20 protein-coding genes and 1 pseudogene are annotated in these 25652 nt (G+C 52.6%); all 21 read right to left on the bottom strand.

Going from position 1 to position 25652, the window contains the following annotated elements:
- Positions 1-2: 2 nt before the first annotated feature.
- The 21 genes and pseudogenes from AC1ROI_RS19995 to mtnA all read right to left on the bottom strand — a co-directional run bounded on the left by AC1ROI_RS19995 (position 3) and on the right by mtnA (position 25605).
- The gene (locus tag AC1ROI_RS19995) at positions 3-1187 is read right to left on the bottom strand and encodes a glycosyltransferase family 4 protein (protein ID WP_102594011.1); all 1185 of its coding nucleotides are present in this window, start codon (positions 1185-1187) and stop codon (positions 3-5) included.
- Between the two features lie 59 nt (positions 1188-1246).
- A complete protein-coding gene (locus AC1ROI_RS19990; protein WP_146012947.1) occupies positions 1247-2623 on the bottom strand; it encodes a hypothetical protein in 1377 nt (458 codons plus the stop codon).
- A gap of 29 nt (positions 2624-2652) precedes the next feature.
- Positions 2653-3933, bottom strand: coding sequence for a lipopolysaccharide biosynthesis protein (locus tag AC1ROI_RS19985; RefSeq protein WP_102594009.1), 1281 nt, complete (start codon positions 3931-3933; stop codon positions 2653-2655).
- Positions 3930-5015 (bottom strand): DegT/DnrJ/EryC1/StrS family aminotransferase, encoded by a 1086-nt coding sequence (locus tag AC1ROI_RS19980; RefSeq protein ID WP_102594008.1) that lies wholly within the window; start codon positions 5013-5015, stop codon positions 3930-3932. Before AC1ROI_RS19980 ends, AC1ROI_RS19985 begins: the two co-directional genes overlap by 4 nt.
- Before the next feature lie 5 nt (positions 5016-5020).
- Positions 5021-5602 (bottom strand): UDP-2-acetamido-3-amino-2,3-dideoxy-D-glucuronate N-acetyltransferase, encoded by a 582-nt coding sequence (gene wbpD, locus AC1ROI_RS19975; RefSeq protein WP_102594007.1) that lies wholly within the window; start codon positions 5600-5602, stop codon positions 5021-5023.
- A 173-nt stretch (positions 5603-5775) separates the two neighbouring features.
- A complete protein-coding gene (gene wbpB, locus AC1ROI_RS19970; RefSeq protein WP_102594006.1) occupies positions 5776-6720 on the bottom strand; it encodes a UDP-N-acetyl-2-amino-2-deoxy-D-glucuronate oxidase in 945 nt (314 codons plus the stop codon).
- A gap of 51 nt (positions 6721-6771) precedes the next feature.
- Entirely contained in the window at positions 6772-8073 is a 1302-nt protein-coding gene (wbpA, locus tag AC1ROI_RS19965) for a UDP-N-acetyl-D-glucosamine 6-dehydrogenase (RefSeq protein WP_169858186.1), read from the bottom strand.
- Positions 8074-8274: 201 nt separating this feature from the next.
- A complete protein-coding gene (gene rfaH / locus AC1ROI_RS19960; protein ID WP_169858184.1) occupies positions 8275-8796 on the bottom strand; it encodes a transcription/translation regulatory transformer protein RfaH in 522 nt (173 codons plus the stop codon).
- Between the two features lie 582 nt (positions 8797-9378).
- A pseudogene (locus AC1ROI_RS19955) lies at positions 9379-10672 on the bottom strand (Wzz/FepE/Etk N-terminal domain-containing protein); the annotation flags it as partial.
- Positions 10673-10873: 201 nt separating this feature from the next.
- Positions 10874-11920, bottom strand: a complete 1047-nt coding sequence (locus AC1ROI_RS19950; protein ID WP_102594004.1) for an LPS O-antigen chain length determinant protein WzzB — start codon at positions 11918-11920, stop codon at positions 10874-10876.
- Between the two features lie 50 nt (positions 11921-11970).
- Positions 11971-12177, bottom strand: a complete 207-nt coding sequence (locus AC1ROI_RS19945; RefSeq protein WP_102594034.1) for a LapA family protein — start codon at positions 12175-12177, stop codon at positions 11971-11973.
- Between the two features lie 48 nt (positions 12178-12225).
- The gene (ihfB, locus tag AC1ROI_RS19940; RefSeq protein WP_102594003.1) at positions 12226-12525 is read right to left on the bottom strand and encodes an integration host factor subunit beta; all 300 of its coding nucleotides are present in this window, start codon (positions 12523-12525) and stop codon (positions 12226-12228) included.
- 141 nt (positions 12526-12666) lie between these two features.
- On the bottom strand, positions 12667-12945 hold the full coding sequence (locus AC1ROI_RS19935) for a hypothetical protein (protein ID WP_102594002.1): 279 nt from the start codon (positions 12943-12945) through the stop codon (positions 12667-12669).
- Positions 12946-13160: 215 nt separating this feature from the next.
- Entirely contained in the window at positions 13161-14852 is a 1692-nt protein-coding gene (gene rpsA / locus AC1ROI_RS19930) for a 30S ribosomal protein S1 (protein ID WP_008148721.1), read from the bottom strand.
- Between the two features lie 120 nt (positions 14853-14972).
- Positions 14973-15662 (bottom strand): (d)CMP kinase, encoded by a 690-nt coding sequence (gene cmk / locus AC1ROI_RS19925; RefSeq protein ID WP_010461679.1) that lies wholly within the window; start codon positions 15660-15662, stop codon positions 14973-14975.
- Complete coding sequence (locus AC1ROI_RS19920) at positions 15659-17866, bottom strand: bifunctional prephenate dehydrogenase/3-phosphoshikimate 1-carboxyvinyltransferase (RefSeq protein WP_102594001.1); 2208 nt, start codon at positions 17864-17866, stop codon at positions 15659-15661. Before AC1ROI_RS19920 ends, cmk begins: the two co-directional genes overlap by 4 nt.
- 28 nt (positions 17867-17894) lie before the next feature.
- Positions 17895-19007 carry a histidinol-phosphate transaminase gene (hisC, locus tag AC1ROI_RS19915; RefSeq protein ID WP_010461683.1) on the bottom strand — a complete coding sequence of 371 codons (1113 nt, stop codon included), beginning with the start codon at positions 19005-19007 and terminating at the stop codon, positions 17895-17897.
- Positions 19008-19017: 10 nt separating this feature from the next.
- Complete coding sequence (gene pheA / locus AC1ROI_RS19910) at positions 19018-20112, bottom strand: prephenate dehydratase (protein WP_010461684.1); 1095 nt, start codon at positions 20110-20112, stop codon at positions 19018-19020.
- Complete coding sequence (serC, locus tag AC1ROI_RS19905; protein WP_010461687.1) at positions 20112-21197, bottom strand: 3-phosphoserine/phosphohydroxythreonine transaminase; 1086 nt, start codon at positions 21195-21197, stop codon at positions 20112-20114. Before serC ends, pheA begins: the two co-directional genes overlap by 1 nt.
- Before the next feature lie 251 nt (positions 21198-21448).
- Complete coding sequence (gene gyrA, locus AC1ROI_RS19900; RefSeq protein WP_077747957.1) at positions 21449-24103, bottom strand: DNA gyrase subunit A; 2655 nt, start codon at positions 24101-24103, stop codon at positions 21449-21451.
- A 425-nt stretch (positions 24104-24528) separates the two neighbouring features.
- The gene (gene mtnA, locus AC1ROI_RS19895) at positions 24529-25605 is read right to left on the bottom strand and encodes an S-methyl-5-thioribose-1-phosphate isomerase (RefSeq protein ID WP_102595642.1); all 1077 of its coding nucleotides are present in this window, start codon (positions 25603-25605) and stop codon (positions 24529-24531) included.
- Positions 25606-25652: the final 47 nt, after the last annotated feature.

The raw sequence follows: 25652 nt of genomic DNA, 5'->3' as shown, positions 1-25652 counted from the left end.
CCCTAGACCACTTTATTGAAGCGAGTGGTTTTTTCTATAAGAACATCCCAGTTCAACTGGGTGTCAGTCACAAATTTCGCCCCATCGCACATCCTCTCGTACAGTACAGGATCATCTAATAGCTTGACGATTGCCGACTGAAACTTTTCAACAGTAATGTCATCCTTCTGAAAGATCACAATATTATCCTTAAGGTTTAAGTAGGATATATCCTGATGTCCTGAATCCCCAACTATAATAGGCAGCCCCATGCTAATGGCTTGCTGCCAGATAATGGATTGGCTTGCAGGAAAAACAGCCAGATCAGCCATGTCTAAATAGCTATATACCTGATCATTATTCAACCACCCAGTAAAATGTATATTTTTTGATTCACTGGCAAGAGATACAAGCTTAGCTTTGTAGGCAGCGTCTGCTTCGCTTGCTTCCCCGACAATCACCAGGCTGACCTTGGGGGAGCAGATATTATTAAACGCTTGGATAAGGATTTCGGTACGTTTAGCAGGGCTCAATTTACCGCCACTGAAAATAACGAAATGATCTTCAGGAACTCCAAGTTGTTTACGCAGCGCCGACCCGACAGAACGTTCTTTTAATAGTCTTCCACGATCCGTATCAGCACCAAGAGGGAGGATCTCCATCTCGGAATATTCAACGCCATACACCTCGTTGAGAAATGTCGCACTGGCGGGAACAATAGGGAAAATCTTACTGAGGTGCTTACGAGCCCTGTCCAGGTACCACTTACGAATAACACCATGTAATATTTTCAGCGATAACCAGTTTTTCCCAGAGTTACTGTAATCGGCATGATAGTCCATAATGACAACTACATTGGGATTTCGTTTCTTGTACTTAATTACCTCTGGAAAATTAAGCATTATGTCGTGCACGAAAATCAAATCGGGTGCTTCTTCCTGCAGAATTCCGGCAATATCAGTATATCTGCGCAACTTGTTGAGAATATTAAACTTATAGGGCAACTTTATGATTTTCGCCCCTTCGTTCACGTATGCACGTACCGGCAATGTCTTATCGTGCCTATCTGCGTAATAATCAAATACCGACTCAAATGTCGAAGCAATTACAACCACATCATGCCCGTGTTTAACGTAATATTTAACCAGTAGATTTTCTTGATATTCCAGCGTTTCGTTAAAAAAGTCGCACAGCATTAAAATTTTCATCTGCACCCGCCAAACCTTTTTAAATTCTTAATTTATCCATACACAGACCAAAGGAAATCTCAAGTCTGCTGAAATTTATTTTTCCTGGAGGCTGCCAATAGTAACACTACCCACAACAACCCTCCAAATGAAGAGAGAATGGTGAAAAACGAGCCATTTGTTAGGGCGTAAGACACAGGAAACAACGCCGAAATCACGAATGCCCTGTTCCATCGATTTCCAACCGAATCTAGCACTATCAACCACAAAGAAAAAATAACGCAGATGACAAATACACCCACGGCACCAAAGGCAGCTGCACCGTCAGTAGCAAACAAACTAGCGTTGGAATTACTTTCCACGCCTATGACCCGCTCGGCTACTATTTTTCCAAGCATGGGCCATTTTGCATCATCCGCATATGCATCAGGTACGCCCACCAACGCTCCCAAGCCAGTTACGTGACTCCAGTAAGTAAAGCCCAACTTTGAAAACAAGTCGTAATACTGGGAAAATAAAATACCTGGCAAGGCCATCGTTCGCGTTAGAAAATAAAAGCCGAGCTTGTCGACCACATCGCTATTGAGATAAAAAAAGGAAATAACAAAATTCAACAAAGACGAAAAGATTACAAATATGCAGACATGCTTGTAACTATTTAGACCTTTAGCACAAACCATGTAAACTATAAAAATAACAAACGGCAAAAGCATCACGGTGCGTTCAGCCGTGATCATAAACATAATCAAAAATCCGACCACTGCAACAATCATGTATAAAACATTCTTTTTGAGCAATCCGTAAGACAGCAAGAATGGACTGATCATGTATGCAAAATAGACTTGAACATACCCCATAAATAAAGAGGTTGCGGCGCCCAACTCTCGCTGCTGATAAATATCATCAAGCCCGACAAAGTTCATCATCGGCAAATAGGTATTTAGCAATACCGCACAAAACACGAGCCAAACCATTAGCATTCCAAGCCCCAGATAGAAACTAGGTACATCCTTACGTGAACTTTCTTCCGCCCCTATAACGTTAGAACTTAGACAGACAATGGAAAACCCGGCGCAGAACGCCATCAACAGAGAGCCATAAGTATCCAAACTGTCTGTATAATTCCCGACTGTAATTACAATACTTGGCACATATACAAACAGAAAAGTAACGAATACAAACAATGAAGAAGGCTTGCTAATGGAGGATGGAAGAAGACAGGATGGAACCGCAATAAATATAACGGCGACCACTACCCTGTAGATGTCGACCGACGGAACTTTGAAGCCCCACATAAACTGAACATTACTCAAGTATTCCGCATGTGCAAAATAAAGTGAATAAGCGTATAGAAGCATGCACGCCAAAAGAACCAGTCTGGATTTACACAGAGAACGCAAAGATGATGATATCAACAAACAGGCTCCTATTGATTTAGCCAAGGGTGTATCTTGCATTCGACCGGAGCTTCTGACCGGACGAAAACTCACTTGTTATTAACTTTTCCTGAGGCTGCCCGATACTGAAGCACAGTATGAGTAAGGTACAAAAAAGAGAACAAGACCACATGCATGATAATTGCAATCTGGTAGTTATTAAACATGGTATAAGCTATATAAAATGACAGCAATGACAACCCCAACCTGGAGAGTTGCCAGATCAAATCTGTAGATTGCATTCCAGCAAACAATACTGTTTGGCTAAGTGGAGTAGACACTGTTTGAAAGAAAACCATGATGGATACAACTGATGCCATCTCTCCAGCAGCACGCCACTCCTCGCCGAAAAATAGAGCAAACAACCAAGGGCCGAAAAAGAAAACTGGAAGGGCTGGAATAAATGCAAACGCAAATAACTTCAATGCAGTTCGAAGAAACAGATCTTTGCAATTACCAGTTTTCTTATATGTAAAGGCAGCCTCTTGTCTATATACATCACCAATAGCTGCTGCGACTAAAGAAATTGGTGCTGCCAATACTCGTTGCGCCAACGAATAAAAACCAGCAATAGCTGGCCCAAAGAACATACCCAGAAGCAACAGGAGAATCTGGACAGATACTTCACTGGCTAGCTGACCAGCAACCATGTATTTCGGAAACTTTGTATATTTCCTGGCTACTGCTAATACTCGAAGCTTAGTAACACTTCTGAGCAATTCTGCGTCTTCCTTTACAACTATACGACCGAGTACAACTGTGGCGACGCCTTGCCCCAGAATCTGCCCGCCAATCAATCCAACTGATGGGCCAACCCCCGCAACTCCCAATTGAATCGAAGAGGTAGCGCTAGTTTGCACTATTCGACTCAACGCCAGCCTTTTATAGTTTCTCTTTCTATTGCACCAATAATTGAGACTAGGGTATACACCACCCAAAAGTGTGCTAAGGGGCAATAAGTATAGCCATAGCGATAATTCTGGCGCCCCTAGCAAATGAGTAATTTCAGTATTAAAAAAAACCACACACAACAGTATTATCGAGCTTATTAGAAAACTCAGAACAACTGATAGAGCTACAATTTGCGCTGCTTCGCTATCTTTTTTTGGCAGCATTATTGCGAGTTCGTATCGCCCCGTTACAACGACTGACACTATCGATGTCAGTGCGAGGTACAACCCGAAAACACCGAACTGTTCAGGAGTATACAATCTCGTCAGAATCGGACTGATCGCTATTGGTATTGCCTGGGCTATGCTAGTGCCAGTCATAAGAGTTATAGCGTTTCTGGCGAAACTGTTTTCGGGTATGAGTTTACGGATCAAGGTCATACGTCCCGCAGCGTTGCTACAATATGCTGTTGCTCGACATCGCTCAAGTAAGGATGCATGGGCAGGCTCAACACCTCGCCTGCTATCCTGTCTCCAATCAACAGCACTGCTTCAGGATCCGCCACCGCTGGCTGTTTGTTTAGAGGTATCGGGTAGTGCACCACAGAGGGTATATTTGCATCCCGAAGTATACTTTGCACTTTGTCCCTATTATCGACCCTAATGGTATATTGTGCATATACACTTACTGACTCTTCAGCCACAAACGGAGTAGTCAAAATCCCTGCTTCATTAAGCAACACGTTATATTTCTGAGCCACTGCTTGTCGCTGCGTTACTTCATCTTCGAATATATCAAGTTTTTGTAAAAGAATTGCAGCCTGCAGAGTATCAATCCTACTATTCACACCAACACGAACATGGTGATATCTTCTATCTTGCCCATGCCGCGCAATCTGCCGCAATACCACGGCCAGATCGTCGTTGTCTGTAAACATAGCACCACCGTCTCCATAACAACCAAGAGGTTTGCTTGGAAAAAAACTGGTACATGCAATTGTGCTTAAGTTACATGACTTTTTGTCTTTATATGTCGCACCGAAACTTTGAGCGGCATCCTCAATCACGGGGATGTCGTATTTTCCTGCAATCAGGTTTATTGCATCAAAATCAGCACACTGCCCATACAGGGAGACAGGTATAATTGCTTTCGTTTTTGCAGTTATTTTAGCTTCTAGCAATACCGGATCAAGATTGTAAGTTAGAGGGTCGACATCAACATATACCGGCGTTGCACCGAGCACCGCGGCGGCCTCAGCAGTTGCAATATAGCTGAAACCAGGGGTGATGACTTCATCTCCCGGGCCGATGTTTAAGGCCATCAGGGCAATTTGTAGTGCGTCTGTTCCGTTCGCACAAGTGATGCAATGTTTTGCACCCACATACTTTGCAAGCCGGGCCTCTAGCTCTGTTACTTCCGGGCCTAATATGTACTGGCCATGGGCTAAAACTCGCTGGATGGCGGCATCAAGTTTATCTTTAATTCGGAACTGTTGTTTTTTTAAATCAATAAACTCAATCATTGTATTCACGCATCCATTTTAGTTAAAACGTTACCGGCAAGAACATAGGACACACCGCTGTGCATGCATTTCACTGCCCCCCCTCCTTCCAGCGGAAGTTCCAGTTGTTCGCCATACTCGCTCATCCACCCTATCTGCCGGGCGGGCACACCAACCATCAACGCATACGCTGGGACGTTACGATTAATTACGGCTCCAGCGCCAATAAATGCAAATTTTCCGATTTTAACCCCACAGACAATCGTACAATTAGCGCCTAATGTCGCTCCTTTTTGTACTAACGTATCTCGATACTGATCTTTGCGTTCTATCAACGAGCGCGGGTTGTAGACATTGGTGAATACCATGCTGGGGCCGCAAAATACACCTTCTTCCAATGTCACGTTATCATAAACTGAAACATTATTTTGTATCTTACAGTTATCTCCAATCACTACTTTATTACCGACAAAAACATTTTGCCCCAGAGAAACTCCCCTTCCAATCCGCGCTCCACCGCAAACATGAACAAAGTGCCAGACACGAGAGTTCTCACCGATGATTGCACCGTCATCAATTATCGCGCTGCTGTGAGCCGTGTAATTCACATATCACTCCTGGTTTCTAGGGTAGGTCGCACTATGGTGACCTTGGGGATTGCGTATTGATAAATCGCTACGCACATCCCCAGAGGCTTTTCTTGAAGAAAGCGCGAGAAAACGGTTACGCCTCGGAATGCCAAAGATATCTAATTGACATTCATACGAGGCGCACTCTTCAACTAAACACTGAGAAGAAAAGGGTGTCCTTCTCCGTCTTTAGGTGAAGTGATAGCACTCGAACGAATAGTATTCACCGTCTCAACGCAGTGACGAGCATCCTCAATGCCGTAACCACGACCACTCAAGATTTCCTGATAGCTGACGGTGTGCAAATCAGTGAAGCCTTCAGAAAATTCCATCTCATCACCATCTACGGTGATCGACCTGTAAGTAGGTTTTTTTCCTTTTACAGACTCTGGCAAATCACTCGCGTCAATCGAAAGAAACCAACGCACGCGAGCCTTCTCATACTCCAGATAACCAGCTGCTTTATGCTCAGACGTATAATGAACAACGTTTCGTTGCAGCTTGCCGAATATAAAGTGAAGCATGTCGTAGAAATGCACCCCGATATTGGTCGCCAATCCGAAAGACTTTCGCGGGTCTCCCTTCCAGCTTTCCATATACCAGTTTCCACGGGAGGTAATGTAAGTCAGTTCAACATCATATTTTTTTGACGCATCTTCGTTTGCAACTTTATCTTTCAGATCAAGAATTGCTTTGTGATGCCGTAATTGCAAGATGTTATAAACACGCTTGCCGGTCTCCTTTTCGACTAACGCCAGTTCATCCAGGATCGCCGGTGTTGGCACTAGAGGTTTTTCACAAATCACATCGCATCCAAGGCGTAACCCTGCTGCAATATGAGAATGATGGAGATAATTTGGTGAGCAGACGGCTACATAATCCAGCGCTGTAGCTGGATTACGTTTCAATTGGTGCGCATGCTCAAGGAAGCGTTCAAACTGAGTAAAAAACTCACTTTGTGGCGAAATACTATCAATGATGCCTACAGAGTCATTTATATCATAAGCCGATACCAGGATATTGCCGGTATCTTTGATTGCGCGCATGTGCCGTGGAGCAATGTAACCAGCGGCACCGATCAGAGCAAAATTCTTCATTGAGCCTCTTATATGGCGGTCAGCCATCTATCATATTGGTCTTAAATAAAATCAAGCCTTGATAATATGTTTAGCTGGCACTCGATACTTACCACGACTGTCAACGATGAGTCGTGCATGCTGCTTGATAAGTTCATAGTCGAATTTATCGTGATCCGTCGCTAATACCACTGCATCAAAACTAGCGAGATTTTCAGCCGTCAGTGGTTCGCTGTTAAGATCAAAATGGTGCTCGCGCATTTTAGGAAAGACAAGCACATGCGGATCGCTGTAGGCAACGGATCCACCCTTGGCCTCAATTAATTCCATAATTTCTACTGAAGGCGATTCACGCATATCATCGACATTTTTCTTATAGGCAATGCCCAACACCAAAACCTTGCTACCCTTGACCGCTTTGCCTGACTCATTCAGACCATCCACCAACTTACCAAGAACGTACTCAGGCATCGCCTGGTTTACCTCACCTGACAACTCGATAAACCGCGTGTGCAAGCCATACTCACGGGCTTTCCAGGTCAGGTAGAAGGGGTCGATGGGAATGCAGTGACCACCGAGACCCGGCCCTGGATAGTAGGCAGTAAAGCCGAAAGGTTTTGTCGCAGCCGCGTCCACTACCTCGAAAATATCAATACCCATGCGATCCGCAACGATCTTCATCTCGTTTACAAGACCAATATTCACAGCACGATGGATGTTTTCCAGCAGCTTTGTCATCTCAGCCGCTTTCGTCGAGCTGACCGGCACCACTTGATCAATAGCCTGTTCGTAGAGAGCGATACCTACTTCGAGACAAGCTGCAGTGTCGCCTCCGATGATTTTAGGAATCGTACGCGTTTCAAAATTAGGATTACCCGGGTCTTCACGCTCTGGGGAGTAGACCAAAAATATATCCTGGCCTACCACCAAACCATTCTCTTGCACACGTGGCAACAACTCTTCCTCGGTAGTACCTGGGTAAGTCGTACTTTCCAGCGATACAACCTGACCTGCTCTCATGTACGGTTTTAGAGCATCCGTTGTATTAATTACAAAGCTCATATCCGGTTCACGATACTTATTCAGCGGTGTCGGCACGCAAAGAATAAGTGCATCGCACTCGGACGCACGGGGGAACTCCGTTGTCGCTTCAAAACCCGAGCTTCGAGCCTGCTGAATTTTCGCTCCTGGGATATGCTCAATGTAACTCTCCCCGTCGTTTAAGCGGGCAACTTTATTCTCATCAATATCAATGCCCAACACTCGAAAACCGATTGCGTTGTAGCGCAGCATCAGCGGCAATCCAACATACCCAAGACCGACGATGCCGATCAGAGCTTCCTTATTCTTAAACTTTGCGACACTGGCCTTCATTTGCTGAGACATCAATCTGGCTCCGGCTCATACTGTTGAGCAATAAGTGAGTTGCTGTTGGTTTATGTCTCGAGTGAAACGAGGCATAACATCAATGGTAAAAAACACGCTACCGCCCCAGGATTTACCGTCGGTTTCCTGAAAACGCGAATTTAGCAATGTCAACAGCACTCCAAAACTCTATCTGGCACCAGACTGGTTTTAAAGCGCTGAAATTTTTGTCAATGGCAAGCTTAACTGCTGTCGACGGTTGAGGAAATCGATCAGCAGGATAGCTCTCTCCTCGCCATCCAAGGTAAGAAATACCGCATCAAGCTCAGAAAAGCCTTCCTCTAGAACCTTCACATTGTCGCCCTTCATGAATGGAGGACTCACGATTGATTCTGCGCGATGCTGGAATTGGGCCACAAGCTCAGCACAAACCGCTAACGGAATTCCTCCGAAACTGACCAAACGGCTTACTCCGCGCGTTGATCTCAATGGGGACCAATCGACATTAGCTGGAAGGTTAATGAACAGGTAACCGGGAAATAGCGACTCTCGAACAGACTGGCGTCGCCCCCGAACAATGAGATCGCGACGACAAATGGGACGGGTGCACACGTAGCCTTGGCGCAGAAGGTTTTCCTCCGCGCGTTGATCCTGCCTGGATTTGCACTGCACCAGATACCACGCATCCTGCCGGGATGGATTTGATCCCTCGGTCGCATTGCGAATACTCATGTCCATGTCCTGATCACTAGCGCTTGCTTCAACGATCCTACTCATCATTTCATCAGATGAACGATGCCTGCATCCACCACTAAGCAGCCCGGGTTTATCGCACGCTCGATTTTTCGAGCAACCCCAGAGCCTTGAGTCTGAAAACCCATAGCAGGAAAAATAGCCATTATGCCTGCTGCCACGTGGATTGGCTTTTTAGCAGTCGATTATACGACCACCGGAGCATAATCCGTTACTCGTCATCACATTTCCCGCAGAATCATTTTCGTCAGCAAGCTATTGGATTTTCGCGACAAAAATACGCTTCCTTGTCAATCACCTATTGTGGATGGGTTTGCTGCCTGCGGAATATGCGTCGCACAGGTTGCGCAGGTTTTCGGCATCACCCCGAGTTCAAGGAGAATACCCAAACACCGAATCGCAATGCCTTTCAGAGGAGGCTTTTCGCGACCCAATCGTGGGGCTCGAATGACTGCCCCGGAGTGTGGCATCAGGAGAGTCAGCTGCCTTCAAGCTTTTCACATCCACACCCAGCGCCCCCTCATTTAACGAGGAGTCATAAAACATCGTCGTTGACCTCAATACGGCTGACCGGTGAACGCCGGTCAAATGACGAATGAACGCCAGGATCAAACCCAACGCTAAACCCAGGAGGATTGAAAGCGCCATTATCATGCCCTTTCTAGGCTCGACAGGAGCGATCGGAGTGAGTGCCTGACGGTCAACAGTGACCAGCTTTATTCGACTGATATCGATGTTGAGGTTACTTAGTCTTGCCATTTCTGCGCGAAGAGCCTGAACATTACTCAGGAAGATATCTTCGTTTTTCCGCTGAGACAGAATCTGAACTTGGCGATTTTCTTGAAGCAGCATTAGCTCTTTGGCTATTTGCGCGACGCGCGGCATCGTAAAGTCATCTGATGTGCGGCGCTGCAAAGCTTTCCGCTCTGCCTCCAACGCCTCTACCCCCATAAAGTACAAGGGAATTTGCTGATTATTAACCTCGGTTCGCATGACGCCGGCGGAACCGGTACGCTCACCATCAGCGAGTGCCGAAGGCGTAGTGGGCTTCTTGATACCCAATGAATCAGCAATACTGATAGCCTCGCTTAATTGAGCCATACGATCATTGCGCTCAGTTTTTAATTGCTGACGCAATCCTTTAAGCTCATCCTGCAACTGTGCGCGCTTTATGCCATCAGCCTCAAGCAGCGATGCAATCTTTGCCGCCTTATCAGTTTCATAGTTAGAACGCGCCGCGTCAATTTTACCCCATTTCATTAAGACGATTCTCTACAATGACCTTCAGATCGGCCGCTACCTGCTCTCGCTCTGCGGCAATAGCGTAGTCAACCAAACCGTTAAGTATAGCCACGCCGTCAACATCAGCGGGATACTTCAAATCCAACGCAATATAGCTGCTAAGCGAGCCCGCTTTTTTAGGATCAGGAAGCTTCAAGTTTATCGAGTTACGATTGAACTCTTCAAAGCGCTGTTCTAAAGAATGCCCAGATCGCTCAAATCGCTGAAACAATGCCTGGTTGGCACGAAAGAACCCCAGACGTGTATCGTAGGACTCTAGTGATGCACCGACCTTGGATAAGGCCTCAATAGGTGGGAGCTTGTAGATCTCTGAACGATTTAACGCATCCAGTTCATTTATAGCCGCTGGGCGCAATACGCTACTAACTTGGTACTGGGCCGGGGCCGGGGCCAAAAAACAGTAGACCAAAGCAACCAGCATAACTACAGCAGCCACTGCAGCGATTAGTTTTTTTTGCTGATTTATAATCCCTATGATGGAAACCAAATCAACATCCCACGAGGAAACAGTAACTACACTTGTTTTATACTGCTCATCTTTTATAGCTTCCATAACAGATTCCGGCAACCTAGTGACAAGAGTATGCTGCTTTACTCATCGCCTCGAACCCCAATCACAGTGAATCAAGCATGTAGACAAAAAGACAAGCCGCGTGGCGGCAGGTATTCTGCCACCAACACAAAAGATTACAAGTCTTGACTGGCAAAAGCTTCCGATGTGCCTGCGCCCTTTAGCTGGTCATCCAAACAAAACCTATTCTGGCTTACGGACAGTCCAGAAATGACGCATCAACCCGAGAACCAACCCCAAGCCCAACCCAACTATCATACCGAGCAGGAGAATCAGCGCCTTTTTAGGTTTAATAGGAGTGTCTGGTGGTTGGATCACACCATCAAGTCGATACACAGCTACATCTTCAGCCTTGACTCCCAGCGTCTTATAAAATTCGTTCATCCCTTGAAGCTTGCGTAAATTGGCAATAAACGCATCGTCCGACTCTCGCGCCTGGAGAGTTTTGACTTCCGCTTCCAACGCCTTGGTCCCACGCAAATAAATCAGCCGCGAATCGCCTGCACCGGACATTTCTCCCGCGACACCTCCAGCAATAATCTGGTGTTTTTCCAGGCCGATAGAGCCGGCGACCTTTTCAGCCTCGAGCAACTGTCGAATTGTATCCTGCCTCACATTCGCCGCATTTTCGCGCATCATGGATATTTGGGTTTCATTATTGCGAATGCGAATTTTAATTTCTTTGGAAAAATTCTTGATAAGCTCCTTTTTTGCAGCATCACTGGCCTGATCGATATACAGATTCAACCAATTAGCCGCCTGAACCGGTTGATTATTTAAAGCCACGACTGTGAAGCGATCAGAAAAATCTTTGCTTGGCTGAGCAATCGTTAACGCCGCCGTGAACTTACGGTACAGATAATCCTGAGAACCCCGACGTGCATCATCACTTAATGACGGCAGATAAACCTCATTGAAGAATCTATTTTTTAAAGACTCCGACTGAAGATTGCGAATAAATACAGCATAGACATCCCTTACCGAATAGGGAGCAAAACCTAATTCAGGCGTTCGACCATAATTAAAATCTTCAATATCATTCTGAGTCGGCGGCAATACATAAGCTCGAGCCTCATAAACAGGCTGACTTAAATAAGCAAAAGCTCCCGCCATCAGCGTAATCACTACAGTCACAGCAATAACCAACCATCGCTGCGCCAAGACGCCCTTGAACAAGTCGGCCAGACCTATCTCACCTAAACCTTCACTGCCTGAATTACTATCTCGCATATACTTTAGTCAACCCATCTTATTGTGAAAATCACAATAACAACCATTAATTAAATTTTCCGATTAACATTAGTCTTTCGTCGAAAACCAAAAGCGAGGCTCATTAACGGTCCAATGACCATTCCAAGGAGTATCGCAATTATTAAGCAAGCCGACAACGGGAAACCGAGACTGGAAAAACCGAAAAAACTGATACTTACTGACTGCTGATTCTCTAGCACGAAAATGGCGATCAACAAGGCAAGTAGAAGCGCCATGAGCAGTAACAACACATGATTGAACCTTCTCACTGCCAGCTCCTTGAATTACTCAATTTCACCTTCTTCATCCTCATTCACCCGATCCCTAAGCTCCTTCCCCGGCTTGAAATGCGGCACAAACTTGCCATCCAGGCTAACCGACTGACCTGTCTTCGGATTGCGACCAACGCGGGGCGCACGATAGTGCAGTGAAAAACTGCCAAAACCCCGGATCTCAATACGATCCCCAGTCGCCAGGCATTGGGACATTTGTTCAAGCATAGTCTTGATAGCCAGCTCCACATCCTTGGATGAGAGCAGCCCTTGATGGGTGACAATTCGTTCGATCAACTCCGACTTCGTCATATTTTTCCCTTCTTTTTCAAGCAGCTAGGAAAAGCGCTTCAAAGGTTTTAGCATGCCCGGGGGAATTTGAATAGCCCGGGTTTTCACATATTTTCACCAGCAATGACCGCCCAATTACGAGGAACTACGACGCGATTTAGCTCAGCGACAAATAACCAGCATGGTGCGCGTCAGATACCCCGCGGGATTGAAGCCGAAAGGGTATTCATCCTCATCCTTGGCATCATCGGACCTTGCTACTACCTTATAGCCCGCCGCCTTACACTCTTTGTCCGCGCGCTTACGGCACTTCTCCCAGCCAGAACCCAATCCCGAACAATCTATCTCTACGCCACTGACTCCACGCACGGCATGAGTCTTGGCATTCGTACCGCAACCCGCCAGCATCAAGACTGCCATTGCGACAATGAGGTTGTTCATTCACTTCCTTATGGCAGATGCCCTGCCCGGCTATCGTTCTCTTGAGCTAAAGACTAGCTGCAAATAAGCGATTGATCCGATTAAAGAAAGAGACAACACAGAAGGATCATTGGTTTCAAGAGCGGCCACCCCACGCACGAATCACCCGACAAACCCAAATCCCAGGCACAAAAAAGGGCGACCGAAGTCGCCCTTTTTCTATGGTCTGACAGAACTTAGTTCTGTTTTTCCATTTGTGCACGCAACAGGTCGCCCAGAGTGGTAGGACCAGCAGCGATGCTATCCGAAGGCTTGTCTTTCAAGCTTTGGATGGCTTCTTTCTCTTCAGCATCGTCTTTCGACTTGATGGAGAGCTGGATTACACGGCTCTTGCGGTCAACGCTGATGATCTTGGCTTCTACTTCCTGGCCTTCTTTCAGAACGTTGCGCGCGTCTTCAACGCGGTCACGGCTGATTTCGGAGGCTTTCAGAGTCGCTTCGATATCGTCGGCCAGAGTGATGATGGCGCCTTTAGCGTCAACTTCTTTCACGATGCCTTTAACGATGGCGCCTTTGTCGTTCTCTTGAACGTACTCGGAGAACGGATCGCTTTCCAGTTGCTTGATACCCAGGGAGATGCGCTCGCGCTCTGGGTCAACCGACAGGATAACGGTGTCCAGCTCGTCGCCCTTCTTGAAGCGGCGAACGGCTTCTTCGCCCACTTCGTTCCAGGAGATGTCGGACAGGTGAACCAGACCGTCGATGCCGCCGTCCAGACCAATGAAGATACCGAAATCGGTGATCGACTTGATGGTGCCGGAGATTTTATCGCCCTTGTTGAACTGGCCAGAGAAATCTTCCCATGGGTTAGATTTGCACTGCTTGATGCCGAGGGAGATACGACGACGCTCTTCGTCGATGTCCAGAACCATAACTTCCACTTCGTCGCCGACTTGTACGACTTTCGAAGGGTGGATGTTCTTGTTGGTCCAGTCCATTTCGGAAACGTGTACCAGGCCTTCAACGCCTTCTTCCAGCTCAGCGAAGCAGCCGTAGTCGGTCAGGTTGGTTACACGAGCGGTAACGCGAGTGCTTTCTGGGTAACGGGCTTTGATAGCAACCCATGGATCTTCGCCCAGTTGCTTGAGGCCCAGGGAAACACGATTGCGTTCGCGATCGTACTTCAGAACCTTGACATCAATCTCGTCGCCAACGTTGACGATTTCGGAAGGATGCTTGATACGTTTCCAAGCCATGTCGGTAATGTGCAGCAGGCCATCGACGCCACCCAGATCGACGAATGCGCCGTAATCGGTGAGGTTCTTGACGATACCTTTGACTTGTTGGCCTTCCTGCAGAGATTCCAGCAGAGCTTCACGCTCAGCGGAGTTCTCGGCTTCGAGGACGCTACGACGGGAAACGACAACGTTGTTGCGTTTCTGGTCAAGCTTGATGACCTTGAATTCCAGCTCTTTGCCTTCCAGGTGCGTGGTATCGCGCACAGGACGGACGTCAACCAGAGAACCTGGCAGGAACGCACGGATGCCGTTAACGTCGACAGTGAAGCCGCCTTTAACCTTACCGTTGATAACGCCCTTGACCACTTCTTCGGCTGCGAAGGCTGCTTCCAGAACAATCCAGCATTCAGCGCGCTTGGCTTTTTCACGGGACAGCTTGGTTTCACCAAAGCCGTCTTCAACCGAGTCCAGAGCAACGTGAACTTCGTCACCGACGTTGATAGTCAGTTCGCCAGCATCGTTGTAGAACTGCTCAAGCGGGATGAGTGCTTCAGACTTCAGGCCAGCGTGAACGGTTACCCAGCGAGCTTGGTAATCGATATCAACGATAACACCGGTGATGATGGAGCCTGCCTGAAGGTTCAGGGTTTTTAGGCTTTCTTCAAAGAGTTCCGCAAAGCTTTCGCTCATTTTAATTCCTGTTGAATAAGGGCGAAGGATACGCCCATCTCCACATCCCAGACGACGTGGGTTATGTTCATTTAAAGAAGCACTGCAAGACTATGACTGGTCCCCTGCAGAGCTTCTTGGTCACCCGGCGATATCGCGAATGGCGATCTCGCTCATGATGCGTTCCAGCACCTGATCGATGGATAACTCCGTGGAATCCAGCTGTATGGCGTCAGCCGCCGGCTTGAGCGGGGCTACCGCTCGCTGGGTGTCACGCTCATCGCGTGCACGGATCTCATCTAGCAGACTCGACAGACTAACACCATCGACTTTGCCCTTCAACTGCAAGTATCGACGGCGCGCACGCTCCTCGGCACTGGCAGTGAGGAATATCTTCAGCGGCGCGTCCGGAAAAACCACCGTGCCCATGTCGCGCCCATCGGCGACCAACCCCGGCGATTCCTGAAACGCCCGCTGACGCTGAAGCAGCGCCTCGCGTACCGCGGGCAATGCAGCTACCTGGGACGCACCCGAGCCGACGCTTTCCGTACGGATGACATCGCTGACTTCGTCACCCTCCAGAATGATGCGCTGCAGTTGACCTTCGGTCGCCGCAATGAACTGCACATCCAGATGAGCGGCAAGCTTTTTCAGCAGTTCTTCATTCGTCAGGTCAACGCCGTGGTTATGCGCAGCGAACGCCAACAGACGGTAAAGCGCACCGGAATCCAGCAAATTCCAGCCCAGACGCTTGGCCAGTATCCCGGCGACCGTGCCTTTGCCAGAGCCGCTTGGCCCATCGATGGTGATGACCGGTGCGATGATTTTCACGACTGAGCCTCTTGTGCAACACGAATGCCGACCTGCGCACAAAGCGCAAGGAAGTTCGGGAACGAGGTTGCGACGTTGGCACAGTCATGGATGCGAATCGGTGCGGTGGCGCGCAGCGAAGCTACGCTGAACGCCATGGCAATCCGGTGATCGCCGTGACCGTGCACTTCGCCGCCGCCTATCAGGCCGCCGTCGATGATGATGCCGTCCGGGGTCGGTTCGCATTTGACGCCCAGCGCCAGCAAGCCATCCGCCATGACCTGGATACGGTCCGACTCCTTGACTCGCAGCTCTTCGGCGCCACGCAACACGGTGCGCCCTTCGGCACAGGCCGCAGCCACGAACAGCACCGGGAATTCGTCGATGGCCAGTGGAACCAGCGCTTCGGGAATCTCGATACCCTTGAGTTTAGCTGCCCGTACGCGCAGATCCGCCACCGGCTCGCCGCCGACTTCACGCTGGTTTTCCAGGGTGATATCAGCGCCCATCAGACGCAGGATGTCGATCACGCCGGTACGGGTCGGGTTGATGCCGACGTGCTCGAGCACCAGCTCCGAACCTTCGGCGATCGATGCCGCCACCAGGAAGAACGCGGAAGACGAGATGTCGCCCGGCACTTCAATGTGGGTCGCAGTCAGCTTGTGGCCGGACTCAACCGAAGCGGTCGCACCGTTAACAGTGACCGGATAGCCAAAGCCGCGCAGCATGCGCTCGGTGTGGTCGCGGGTCGGAGCCGGCTCGGTGACGGTGGTCTTGCCTTCGGCGTACAGGCCGGCCAGCAGCAGGCAGGATTTCACCTGGGCGCTGGCCATCGGCATGGTGTAAGTCAGGCCCTTGAGCTTGTTGCCGCCACGAATGGTCATCGGTGGACGACCTTCAGCGGCGGTCTCGATCACGGCGCCCATTTCACGCAGCGGATTGGCCACGCGATTCATCGGGCGCTTGGACAGCGAGGCGTCACCGGTCAGGGTGCTATCGAAGTCCTGCGCAGCCAGCAGGCCCGACAGCAGACGCATCGAGGTGCCGGAGTTGCCCAGATAGATCGGGCCCGGCGCAGGCTTCAAGCCATGCAGGCCGACGCCGTGAATGGTCACGCGACCGTGGTGCGGACCTTCGATCACGACGCCCATGTCGCGGAAGGCTTGCAAGGTCGCCAGGGCGTCTTCGCCCTCGAGGAAGCCTTCGACTTCGGTGACGCCTTCGGCCAGGGAGCCGAGCATGATCGAACGGTGGGAAATCGATTTATCGCCCGGTACACGAATCCGCCCAGTCAGGCGGCCACCAGGTTGAGCCAGGAAAATCAGGTCGTTGGAGTTCATAGCGTCCACATAAGCCCGGCGGGCCAGGATTTTACTGAAATGTTCGCGGGCAACCCGGGCGCGAGTGAATACGCCCAACAATTGGTGCCCATCCCCTGCATCGACCGCGTCGCGCAAGGCGTCGAGGTCGCTGCGAAATGTATCAAGTGTGCGCAGGACAGCTTCGCGGTTGGCGAGGAAGATGTCGTGCCACATGACCGGGTCGCTCCCCGCGATTCTTGTGAAATCGCGAAAACCGCCCGCAGCGTAACGGAAGATCTCAAGGTTTTCATTGCGTTTGGCCAGTGAATCGACCAGACCGAACGCCAGCAAGTGTGGCAAATGGCTGGTTGCCGCCAACACTTCGTCGTGACGCTCGACCTGCATGTGCTCGACATCGGCGCCCAATTCACGCCACAAACGGTCGACCACTGCCAACGCGGCCGGATCGGTCTGATCCAGCGGTGTCAAAATCACTTTATGGCGACGGAACAGCTCGGCATTGGAGGCTTCCACCCCGCTCTGCTCGGAACCGGCAATCGGATGGCCCGGCACAAAACGCGACGGCATGCCGCCAAACGCTTCGGTCGCGGCACGCACCACATTGCCTTTGGCGCTGCCAACATCGGTCAGAATCGCCTGCCCCAGGTCCATGCGGGCCAAGCGGCCAAGCATTTTTTCCATGGCAAGGATCGGCACGGCGAGCTGGATCACATCCGCGCCCTGACAAGCAATCGCCAGGTCTTCTTCGCAGCGATCCACTACGCCCAACTCAACCGCGAGCTTGCGCGACTGCGGGTCGAGATCGACCCCGACCACTTCGCGGCACAGGCCACTTTCGCGCAACCCCTTGGCAAACGAACCGCCGATCAACCCCAGGCCGACCACCACCAGGCGACCGATCATAGGGCCAGCAGGTTGCAGTGCAGTGACATCAACCACGAGCCAGAACCTTGGTCAGCGCCTCAAGGAAGCGGCTGTTTTCCGCGGGCAAACCGATGGTGATGCGCAGGTGGTTCGGCATGCCGTAGTTGGCCACCGGACGCACGATCACGCCTTCGCGCAGCAACCCCTGGAAGATCGGCGCAGCCACCTGCCCCATATCGACGCAGATGAAGTTGCCCTTGGAAGGAATCCAGCTCAGCCCCAGCTCACGAAACCCCGTTTCCAGCTGCTGCATGCCGGCTTCGTTCAGGCGACGGCTTTCAGCCAGGTAATCGGCATCTTGCAATGCAGCGCACGCAGCGGCCAGGGCCAGGCTGTTAACGTTGAACGGCTGACGCACGCGATTCAGCACATCGGCAACCACCGCAGTGGACAAGCCATAACCGACCCGCAGTGCCGCCAGGCCATAAGCCTTGGAGAACGTGCGCGAAACCAGCAGATTCGGGTACGCCGCCAGGAAGTCCAGGCCATCCGGCAAGTCGCTGCCCTCGGCGTATTCGATGTACGCCTCGTCCAGCACCACCAGCACATGCTCCGGCACGTCCTGCAGGAACTCGTCCAGCGCCTCGGCACCGAACCAGGTCCCGGTCGGGTTGTTCGGGTTGGCGATGAATACCACACGAGTATCGGCATCGATCGCAGCCAGCATGGCCGGCAGGTCATGGCCCCAGTCTTTGGCCGGGACCACTTTGGCCGTCGCGCCGACGGCTTGCGTGGCGATCGGGTAAACAGCAAACGCATGCTCACTGAACACCGCGTTCAGGCCGGGCGCCAGGTACGCACGCGCCACCAGTTCCAGAATGTCATTGGAACCGTTGCCCAGCGTCACCTGATTCAGCTCGACGCGGCACTGCTCGGCCAGCAGGGTCTTGAGCGCAAAACCGTTGCCGTCCGGATAGCGGGTCAGCTCGGCCAGTTCGTCGCGAATGGCTGCCAGCGCCTTTGGACTGGCGCCCAACGGGTTTTCATTGCTGGCCAGCTTGATGATTCTGGCTGGATCGATGTTCAGCTCACGCGCCAGTTCGTCCACGGGTTTGCCCGGAACGTAAGGCGAAAGTTGTTGCACGCCCGGCTGCGCCAGAGCGAGGAAGTTGCCACTCATTTGCTACCCCTTAGAGAACTGCTTTCGGGTAAGAACCCAGCACTTTGAGTGCTACTGCTTCCTGACTGATCTTTTCCAGTACACCTTTGATCAACGGATCACGGTGGTGGCCGACGAAGTCGATGAAGAACACGTAGGTCCATTTACCGCTGCGCGACGGACGGGTCTCGATTCGCGTCAGGTCGATACCGTTGTCGTGGAACGGCACCAGCAACTCATGAAGCGCACCGGGCTTGTTGCTCATGGAGACGATGATCGACGTCTTGTCGTCGCCGGTCGGCGGTACTTCCTGGCTGCCGATCATCAGGAAGCGCGTGGAGTTGTCCGGGCGATCCTCGATTTTCTCGGCCAGGCGGGTCAGCCCGTACAAGCTGGCGGCCATGTCGCCGGCAATCGCCGCCGAGTTCCACTCACCCTTGACCCGCTTGGCTGCTTCGGCATTACTCGACACAGCCACGCGCTCGACATTCGGGTAGTGCGCGTCCAGCCACTTGCGGCACTGGGCCAGGGACTGGGCGTGGGAGTAGATGCGGCTGATGCTGTCGGTCTTGGTGTTTTCACCCACCAACAGGTGATGGTGAATCCGCAGCTCGACTTCGCCACAGATGACCATGTCGTGTTCGAGGAAGCTGTCGAGGGTGTGGTTGACCGCGCCTTCGGTGGAGTTTTCCACCGGGACCACGCCAAAATTCACCGCACCGGCCGCCACTTCGCGGAACACTTCGTCGATCGCCGCCATCGGCTTGCTGATCACCGCGTGGCCGAAATGCTTCATGGCGGCGGCTTGAGTGAAGGTGCCTTCAGGGCCTAGGTACGCCACTTTCAGCGGCTGTTCGAGGGCCAGGCACGACGACATGATTTCGCGGAACAAACGCGCCATCTCTTCGTTGCCCAGCGGCCCCTGATTGCGCTCCATTACGCGCTTGAGCACCTGAGCTTCACGCTCAGGACGATAGAACACCGGCACTTCGCCTTCGGCCAGCGAGGCCATCTTTACTCGCGCAACTTCCTGGGCGCAGCGTGCACGCTCACTGATCAGCTCCAGGACTTTGGCGTCCAGGGCATCAATGCGAACGCGCAGTGCCTTGAGTTCTTGCTCAGACATTAGCCGTGTTCCTTCTCGAACTCTGCCATGTACGAAATCAGTGCGTTGACCGCAACGATGTCGACGGCGTTATAGATGGAGGCACGCATGCCGCCCACGGAACGGTGACCCTTGAGGTTCAACAGGCCACGTTCGTCGGCACCGGCCAGGAATGGCTTGTCGAGACGGTCGTCAGCCAGGCGGAACGGAACATTCATCCACGAGCGATCCGACTTGTTGATCGGGTTGCTGTACAAGCCGCTGGCGTCAATGAAGTCGTACAGCGTGCGCTGCTTCACTTCGTTGAGCTTGCCGATAGCTTCAACACCACCCTGCTCTTTCAGCCACTCGAACACCAGACCGGACAGATACCAGGCCAGGGTAGGCGGGGTGTTGTACATCGAGCCGTTATCGGCCGCGACCTTGTAGTTGAGCATGGTCGGGCACAGGGAACGGGCATGACCCAACAGGTCTTCGCGAATGATGTTCACGACAATGCCGCTCGGGCCGATGTTTTTCTGCGCGCCGGCGTAGATCATGCCGAAGCGCGAAACATCGATTGGGCGCGAGAGAATGTCCGAAGACATGTCGGCCACCAGCGGAACGTCGCCAGTTTCCGGGACCCAACTGAATTCCAGGCCGCCAATGGTTTCGTTCGGTGCGTAGTGAACGTAGGCCGCGTCTTTCGACAGGCTCCACTCGTTCTGACCGGGAATGGCGAAATAGTCATAAGGCTTGGCAGTAGCGGCAACGTTGACGCGACCGTAGCGCGAGGCTTCTTCGATGGCTTTCTGCGACCAGATACCGGTGTCGATATAGTCGGCGGTGCCGCTTTCCGGCAACAGGTTCAGAGGAATCTGAGCAAATTGCTGGCTGGCGCCACCTTGCAGAAACAGCACTTTATAGTTCGAGGGGATATTCAGCAGATCACGCAGATCCTGCTCGGCCTTGGTGGCGATGGACACGAACTCATCACTGCGATGGCTCATCTCCATGACCGACAGGCCCTTGCCGTGCCAATCAAGGAGTTCACCCTGGGCGCGCTGCAGGACAGCTTCGGGAAGTGCCGCAGGACCGGCACAGAAGTTATAGGCTCTCTTGCTCACATCCAATCTCGCTCTGATTTGGTGGTAATCACGCAATAAATCACAACATCAATCGACACAGAGTCCCTGCTGAAGCACAGCTTTTGTAGGAGTGAGCCTGCTCGCGATTGCATCACCGCGATGTGTCAGACATACCGCGGCGCCTGCATCGCGAGCAGGCTCACTCCTACAAGGGACTCCATGGGTGTCGATATTTTCATACGGGACAAACAACAAGGGGGCGAATTTTCATCCGCCCCCTGTTTGTCCACTTACTCTTGTGGCTCTTCGTCAGCAGCGGCGTCGAGTTGCTGATCTTCAACCACGTCGTCGATCACGACCTCGCCGTCGAACACCGCCCCCTCTTCACCTTCCAGCTCTTCGCCTTCGACTTCCGACGGCTCCTGCACCCGCTCCAGACCGACCAGCGTTTCATCACTGGCCAGTTTGATCAGGGTCACGCCTTGGGTGTTACGCCCCAGACTGGACACTTCGTCGACGCGGGTACGCACCAGGGTGCCCTGGTCGGAAATCAGCATGATTTCCTCGCCGTCGAGCACCTGGACTGCACCGACCAAGCGGCCGTTACGGTCGTTGCTGACCATGGCGATAACGCCCTGACCGCCACGTTTGTACTCAGGGAACTCGGTGATCGCCGTGCGCTTGCCGAAACCACGGGCCGAAGCGGTGAGGATCTGGCTGCCTTCTTCCGGAATCAGCATGGAAATCAGCTTCTGACCTTCCGGCAGACGCATGCCGCGGACACCGCGAGCGGTACGGCCCATGGCGCGAACGTCGGTTTCCTTGAAGCGAGTGACCTTGCCGCCGTCGGAGAACAGCATGACTTCGCGGCTGCCATCGGTAATGGAAGCTGAAATCAGTACGTCACCTTCGTCCAGCTCCAGCGCGATCAGACCGACGCTGCGTTGACGGCTGAAGGATTCGAGCGGGGTCTTCTTCACGGTGCCTTTGGCAGTGGCCATGAAGATGAAGTGACCTTCGGTGTATTCGTCGACCGGCAGCATGGTGGTGATGTATTCATCACTGTCCAGCGGCAGCAGGTTGACCAACGGACGACCACGGGCCGCACGGGACGCTTCAGGGATTTCGTAGGTTTTCAGCCAGTACACTTTACCTTTGCTGGAGAACAGCAGCAGCGTGGTGTGGCTGTTGGCGACCAGCAGGTGAGCGATGTAGTCCTCATCCTTCACGCCGGTAGCCGATTTGCCTTTACCGCCACGACGCTGAGCCTGGTACGCAGCCAATGGCTGGGTCTTGGCATAGCCACCGTGGGAAATGGTCACGACGCGCTCTTCTTCCGGGATCATGTCACCCAGGGTCAGGTCGAGACGGGCATCGAGAATCTCGGTGCGGCGCACGTCGCCGTATTCGGCGCGGATCACTTCCAGCTCTTCGCGGATCACTTCCATCAGGCGCGTGGCGCTGCTGAGGATGCGGATCAGCTCGCCGATCTGGTTGAGGATCTCTTGATACTCGGCCAGCAGCTTTTCGTGTTCCAGGCCGGTCAGACGGTGCAGACGCAGTTCCAGAATGGCTTGTGCCTGTTCCGGCGACAGGAAGTACTTGCCTTCGCGCAGACCGTATTGCGGATCCAGGGTCTCTGGACGGCACGAATCGGCACCGGCGCGCTCAACCATCGCGACCACGGCGGAGGATTCCCACGCAGTCTTGATCAGCGCTTCCTTGGCTTCCGACGGCGTTGGCGAAGCCTTGATCAGGGCGATGACCGGGTCGATGTTCGACAGGGCAACCGCTTGACCTTCCAGGATGTGGCCACGTTCGCGCGCTTTACGCAGTTCGAACACGGTACGACGGGTAACGACTTCGCGACGGTGACGAACGAAGGCTTCCAGCAGGTCCTTGAGGTTCAGGATCCGCGGACGGCCGTCGATCAGCGCGACGATGTTGATACCGAAAACGGCTTGCAGCTGGGTCTGGGCGTAGAGGTTGTTGAGGATCACCTCAGGCACTTCGCCACGACGCAGCTCGATCACGACGCGCATACCGTCCTTGTCGGACTCGTCGCGCAGTTCGGTGATGCCTTCGAGCTTCTTCTCTTTTACCAGCTCGGCGATCTTCTCGATCAGACGGGCCTTGTTCAACTGGTAAGGGAGTTCGGTGATGACGATCTGCTGACGGCCACCGACCTTGTCGATGTCTTCAATGATCGAGCGGGCGCGCATGTAAATGCGGCCACGACCGGTGCGGTAGGCTTCGATGATGCCGGCGCGACCGTTGATGATCGCGGCGGTCGGGAAGTCCGGACCGGGGATGTATTGCATCAGCTCATCGATGGTCAACTCAGGGTTGTCGATGAGCGCCAGGCAACCGTCGATGACTTCACCGAGGTTGTGCGGCGGGATGTTGGTCGCCATGCCCACGGCGATACCGCTGGAGCCGTTGACCAACAGGTTGGGAATACGGGTCGGCATGACCGCCGGAATCATTTCGGTGCCGTCGTAGTTCGGCACCCAGTCCACGGTTTCTTTGTGCAGGTCAGCCAGCAGCTCGTGCGCCAGCTTGGTCATGCGCACTTCGGTGTATCGCATGGCGGCGGCGTTGTCGCCGTCCACCGAACCGAAGTTGCCCTGCCCGTCTACCAGCAGGTAGCGCAGCGAGAATGGCTGCGCCATGCGGACGATGGTGTCGTACACCGCGGTATCACCGTGCGGGTGATACTTACCGATCACGTCACCGACAACACGGGCAGATTTCTTGTACGGCTTGTTGAAGTCGTTGCCCAGCTCGCTCATCGCGAACAGCACACGCCGGTGCACGGGCTTCAAGCCATCGCGCGCATCCGGCAAGGCCCGCCCGACGATTACGCTCATCGCGTAGTCGAGGTAGGACTGCTTCAGCTCGTCTTCGATATTGACCGGGAGGATTTCTTTGGCCAGTTCGCCCATGAGAAGCTCGATTCCTTTTTCTGGTGAAACTTCGTCACATCCATATGGGACGAACGAAGCTCGCCGCTGCAGGCTGAGTGCCATGCACCGACTTACGACAAATCAACAAGTTGAACCATGGATTTGCGCAGTAAAGACAACCCCGCGGGACTGCCTCGGAAAACGCCGGATGTTATCACAAGAGCCGCCACGCACCTATCCCCCAGATGCGCATGGAGTGTAGTTAGTTGACTGGTGGCAGGCTGAAAGGGGACGAGAGAGGCTTAGAGCCGCTCCGAATGCAGAATTGGCATCTGATTTACGGATGTTTGTTGACTTTTAGGGCCTCATCGCTAGCAGGCTGGCTCCCACAGGATCGGTGTCGATCAAAAAACCTGTGAGAGCCAGCCTGCTGGCGATGTCGATTTACAAGGCGCCGGACGCTCTCAATGCAGACGCTTGCGGCACATCAACAGCGCCATTTTCGCCGTGTCCGGGCGCTCGACGATGCCTTTCTCGGTGACGATCGCATCGATCAGGTCCGCCGGGGTCACGTCGAACACCGGGTTGAACGCATCAACCTCCGCCCCGACCCGCTTGCCGCCGACTTCCAGCAACTCGCGACCATCGCGCTCTTCGATAGGAATCTCGTCGCCGCTGGCCAGGTTCATGTCGATGGTCGAACTCGGCGCCACCACCATGAAGCGCACGCCGTGGTGCATGGCGTTGACTGCCAGCTGATACGTGCCGATCTTGTTGGCCACATCGCCATTGGCGGTGATCCGGTCTGCGCCGACAATCACCCAGGTCACACCCTTGGTTTTCATGATGTGCGCGGCGGCGGAGTCGGCGTTGACGGTCACGGGAATGCCTTCATTGGCCAATTCCCAGGCGGTCAATCGCGAACCTTGCAACCATGGGCGGGTTTCGTCGGCGTAGACGCGCTCGACCATGCCTTCGATAAAGGCCCCGCGAATCACCCCCAACGCGGTGCCGAAACCGCCGGTGGCCAGTGCGCCGGTATTGCAGTGGGTCAGGATCGCCTGCGCGTTGCCCTGGTGCTTGCGGATCAGGTCCACACCCAGTTGCGCCATGGTCAGGTTGGCTTCGCGATCGCTTTCATGAATGGCGATGGCTTCCGCCTCCAGCGCCGCGAGAGGATCCGCATCGCCCTTGAGACGATCCAGGCGGTCACGCATGCGCCCCAAGGCCCAGAACAGATTCACCGCCGTTGGACGGGAATCAGCCAGCAATGCGTAATCCTCTTCCCACTCGGCCTGCCAGTCACCACCCTCAGCTATGCGAGCGCGGGCCGACAGCACCATCGCATAGGCCGCACTGATGCCAATGGCCGGCGCGCCGCGCACCACCATCGAGCGAATGGCCTCGGCCACGCTTGCGGCGCTGGTGCAGGGGATCCACGTTTCCTCGAACGGCAAAATACGCTGATCCAGCAGGTACAGGGCGCCATCACGCCAATCGATGGCCTTCACCTTCTCCGCAGCCAACAGTCGATCGCGCATCCCACACCCCGCACTCATGAACAAAAGCCGCCGATTATAGCGATCCC

Source organism: Pseudomonas sp. GW823-FHT02C02 (assembly GCF_058797635.1).
Note: the sequence above shows the minus strand (reverse complement) of the source record. Positions and strands in the feature narration are given on the sequence as shown.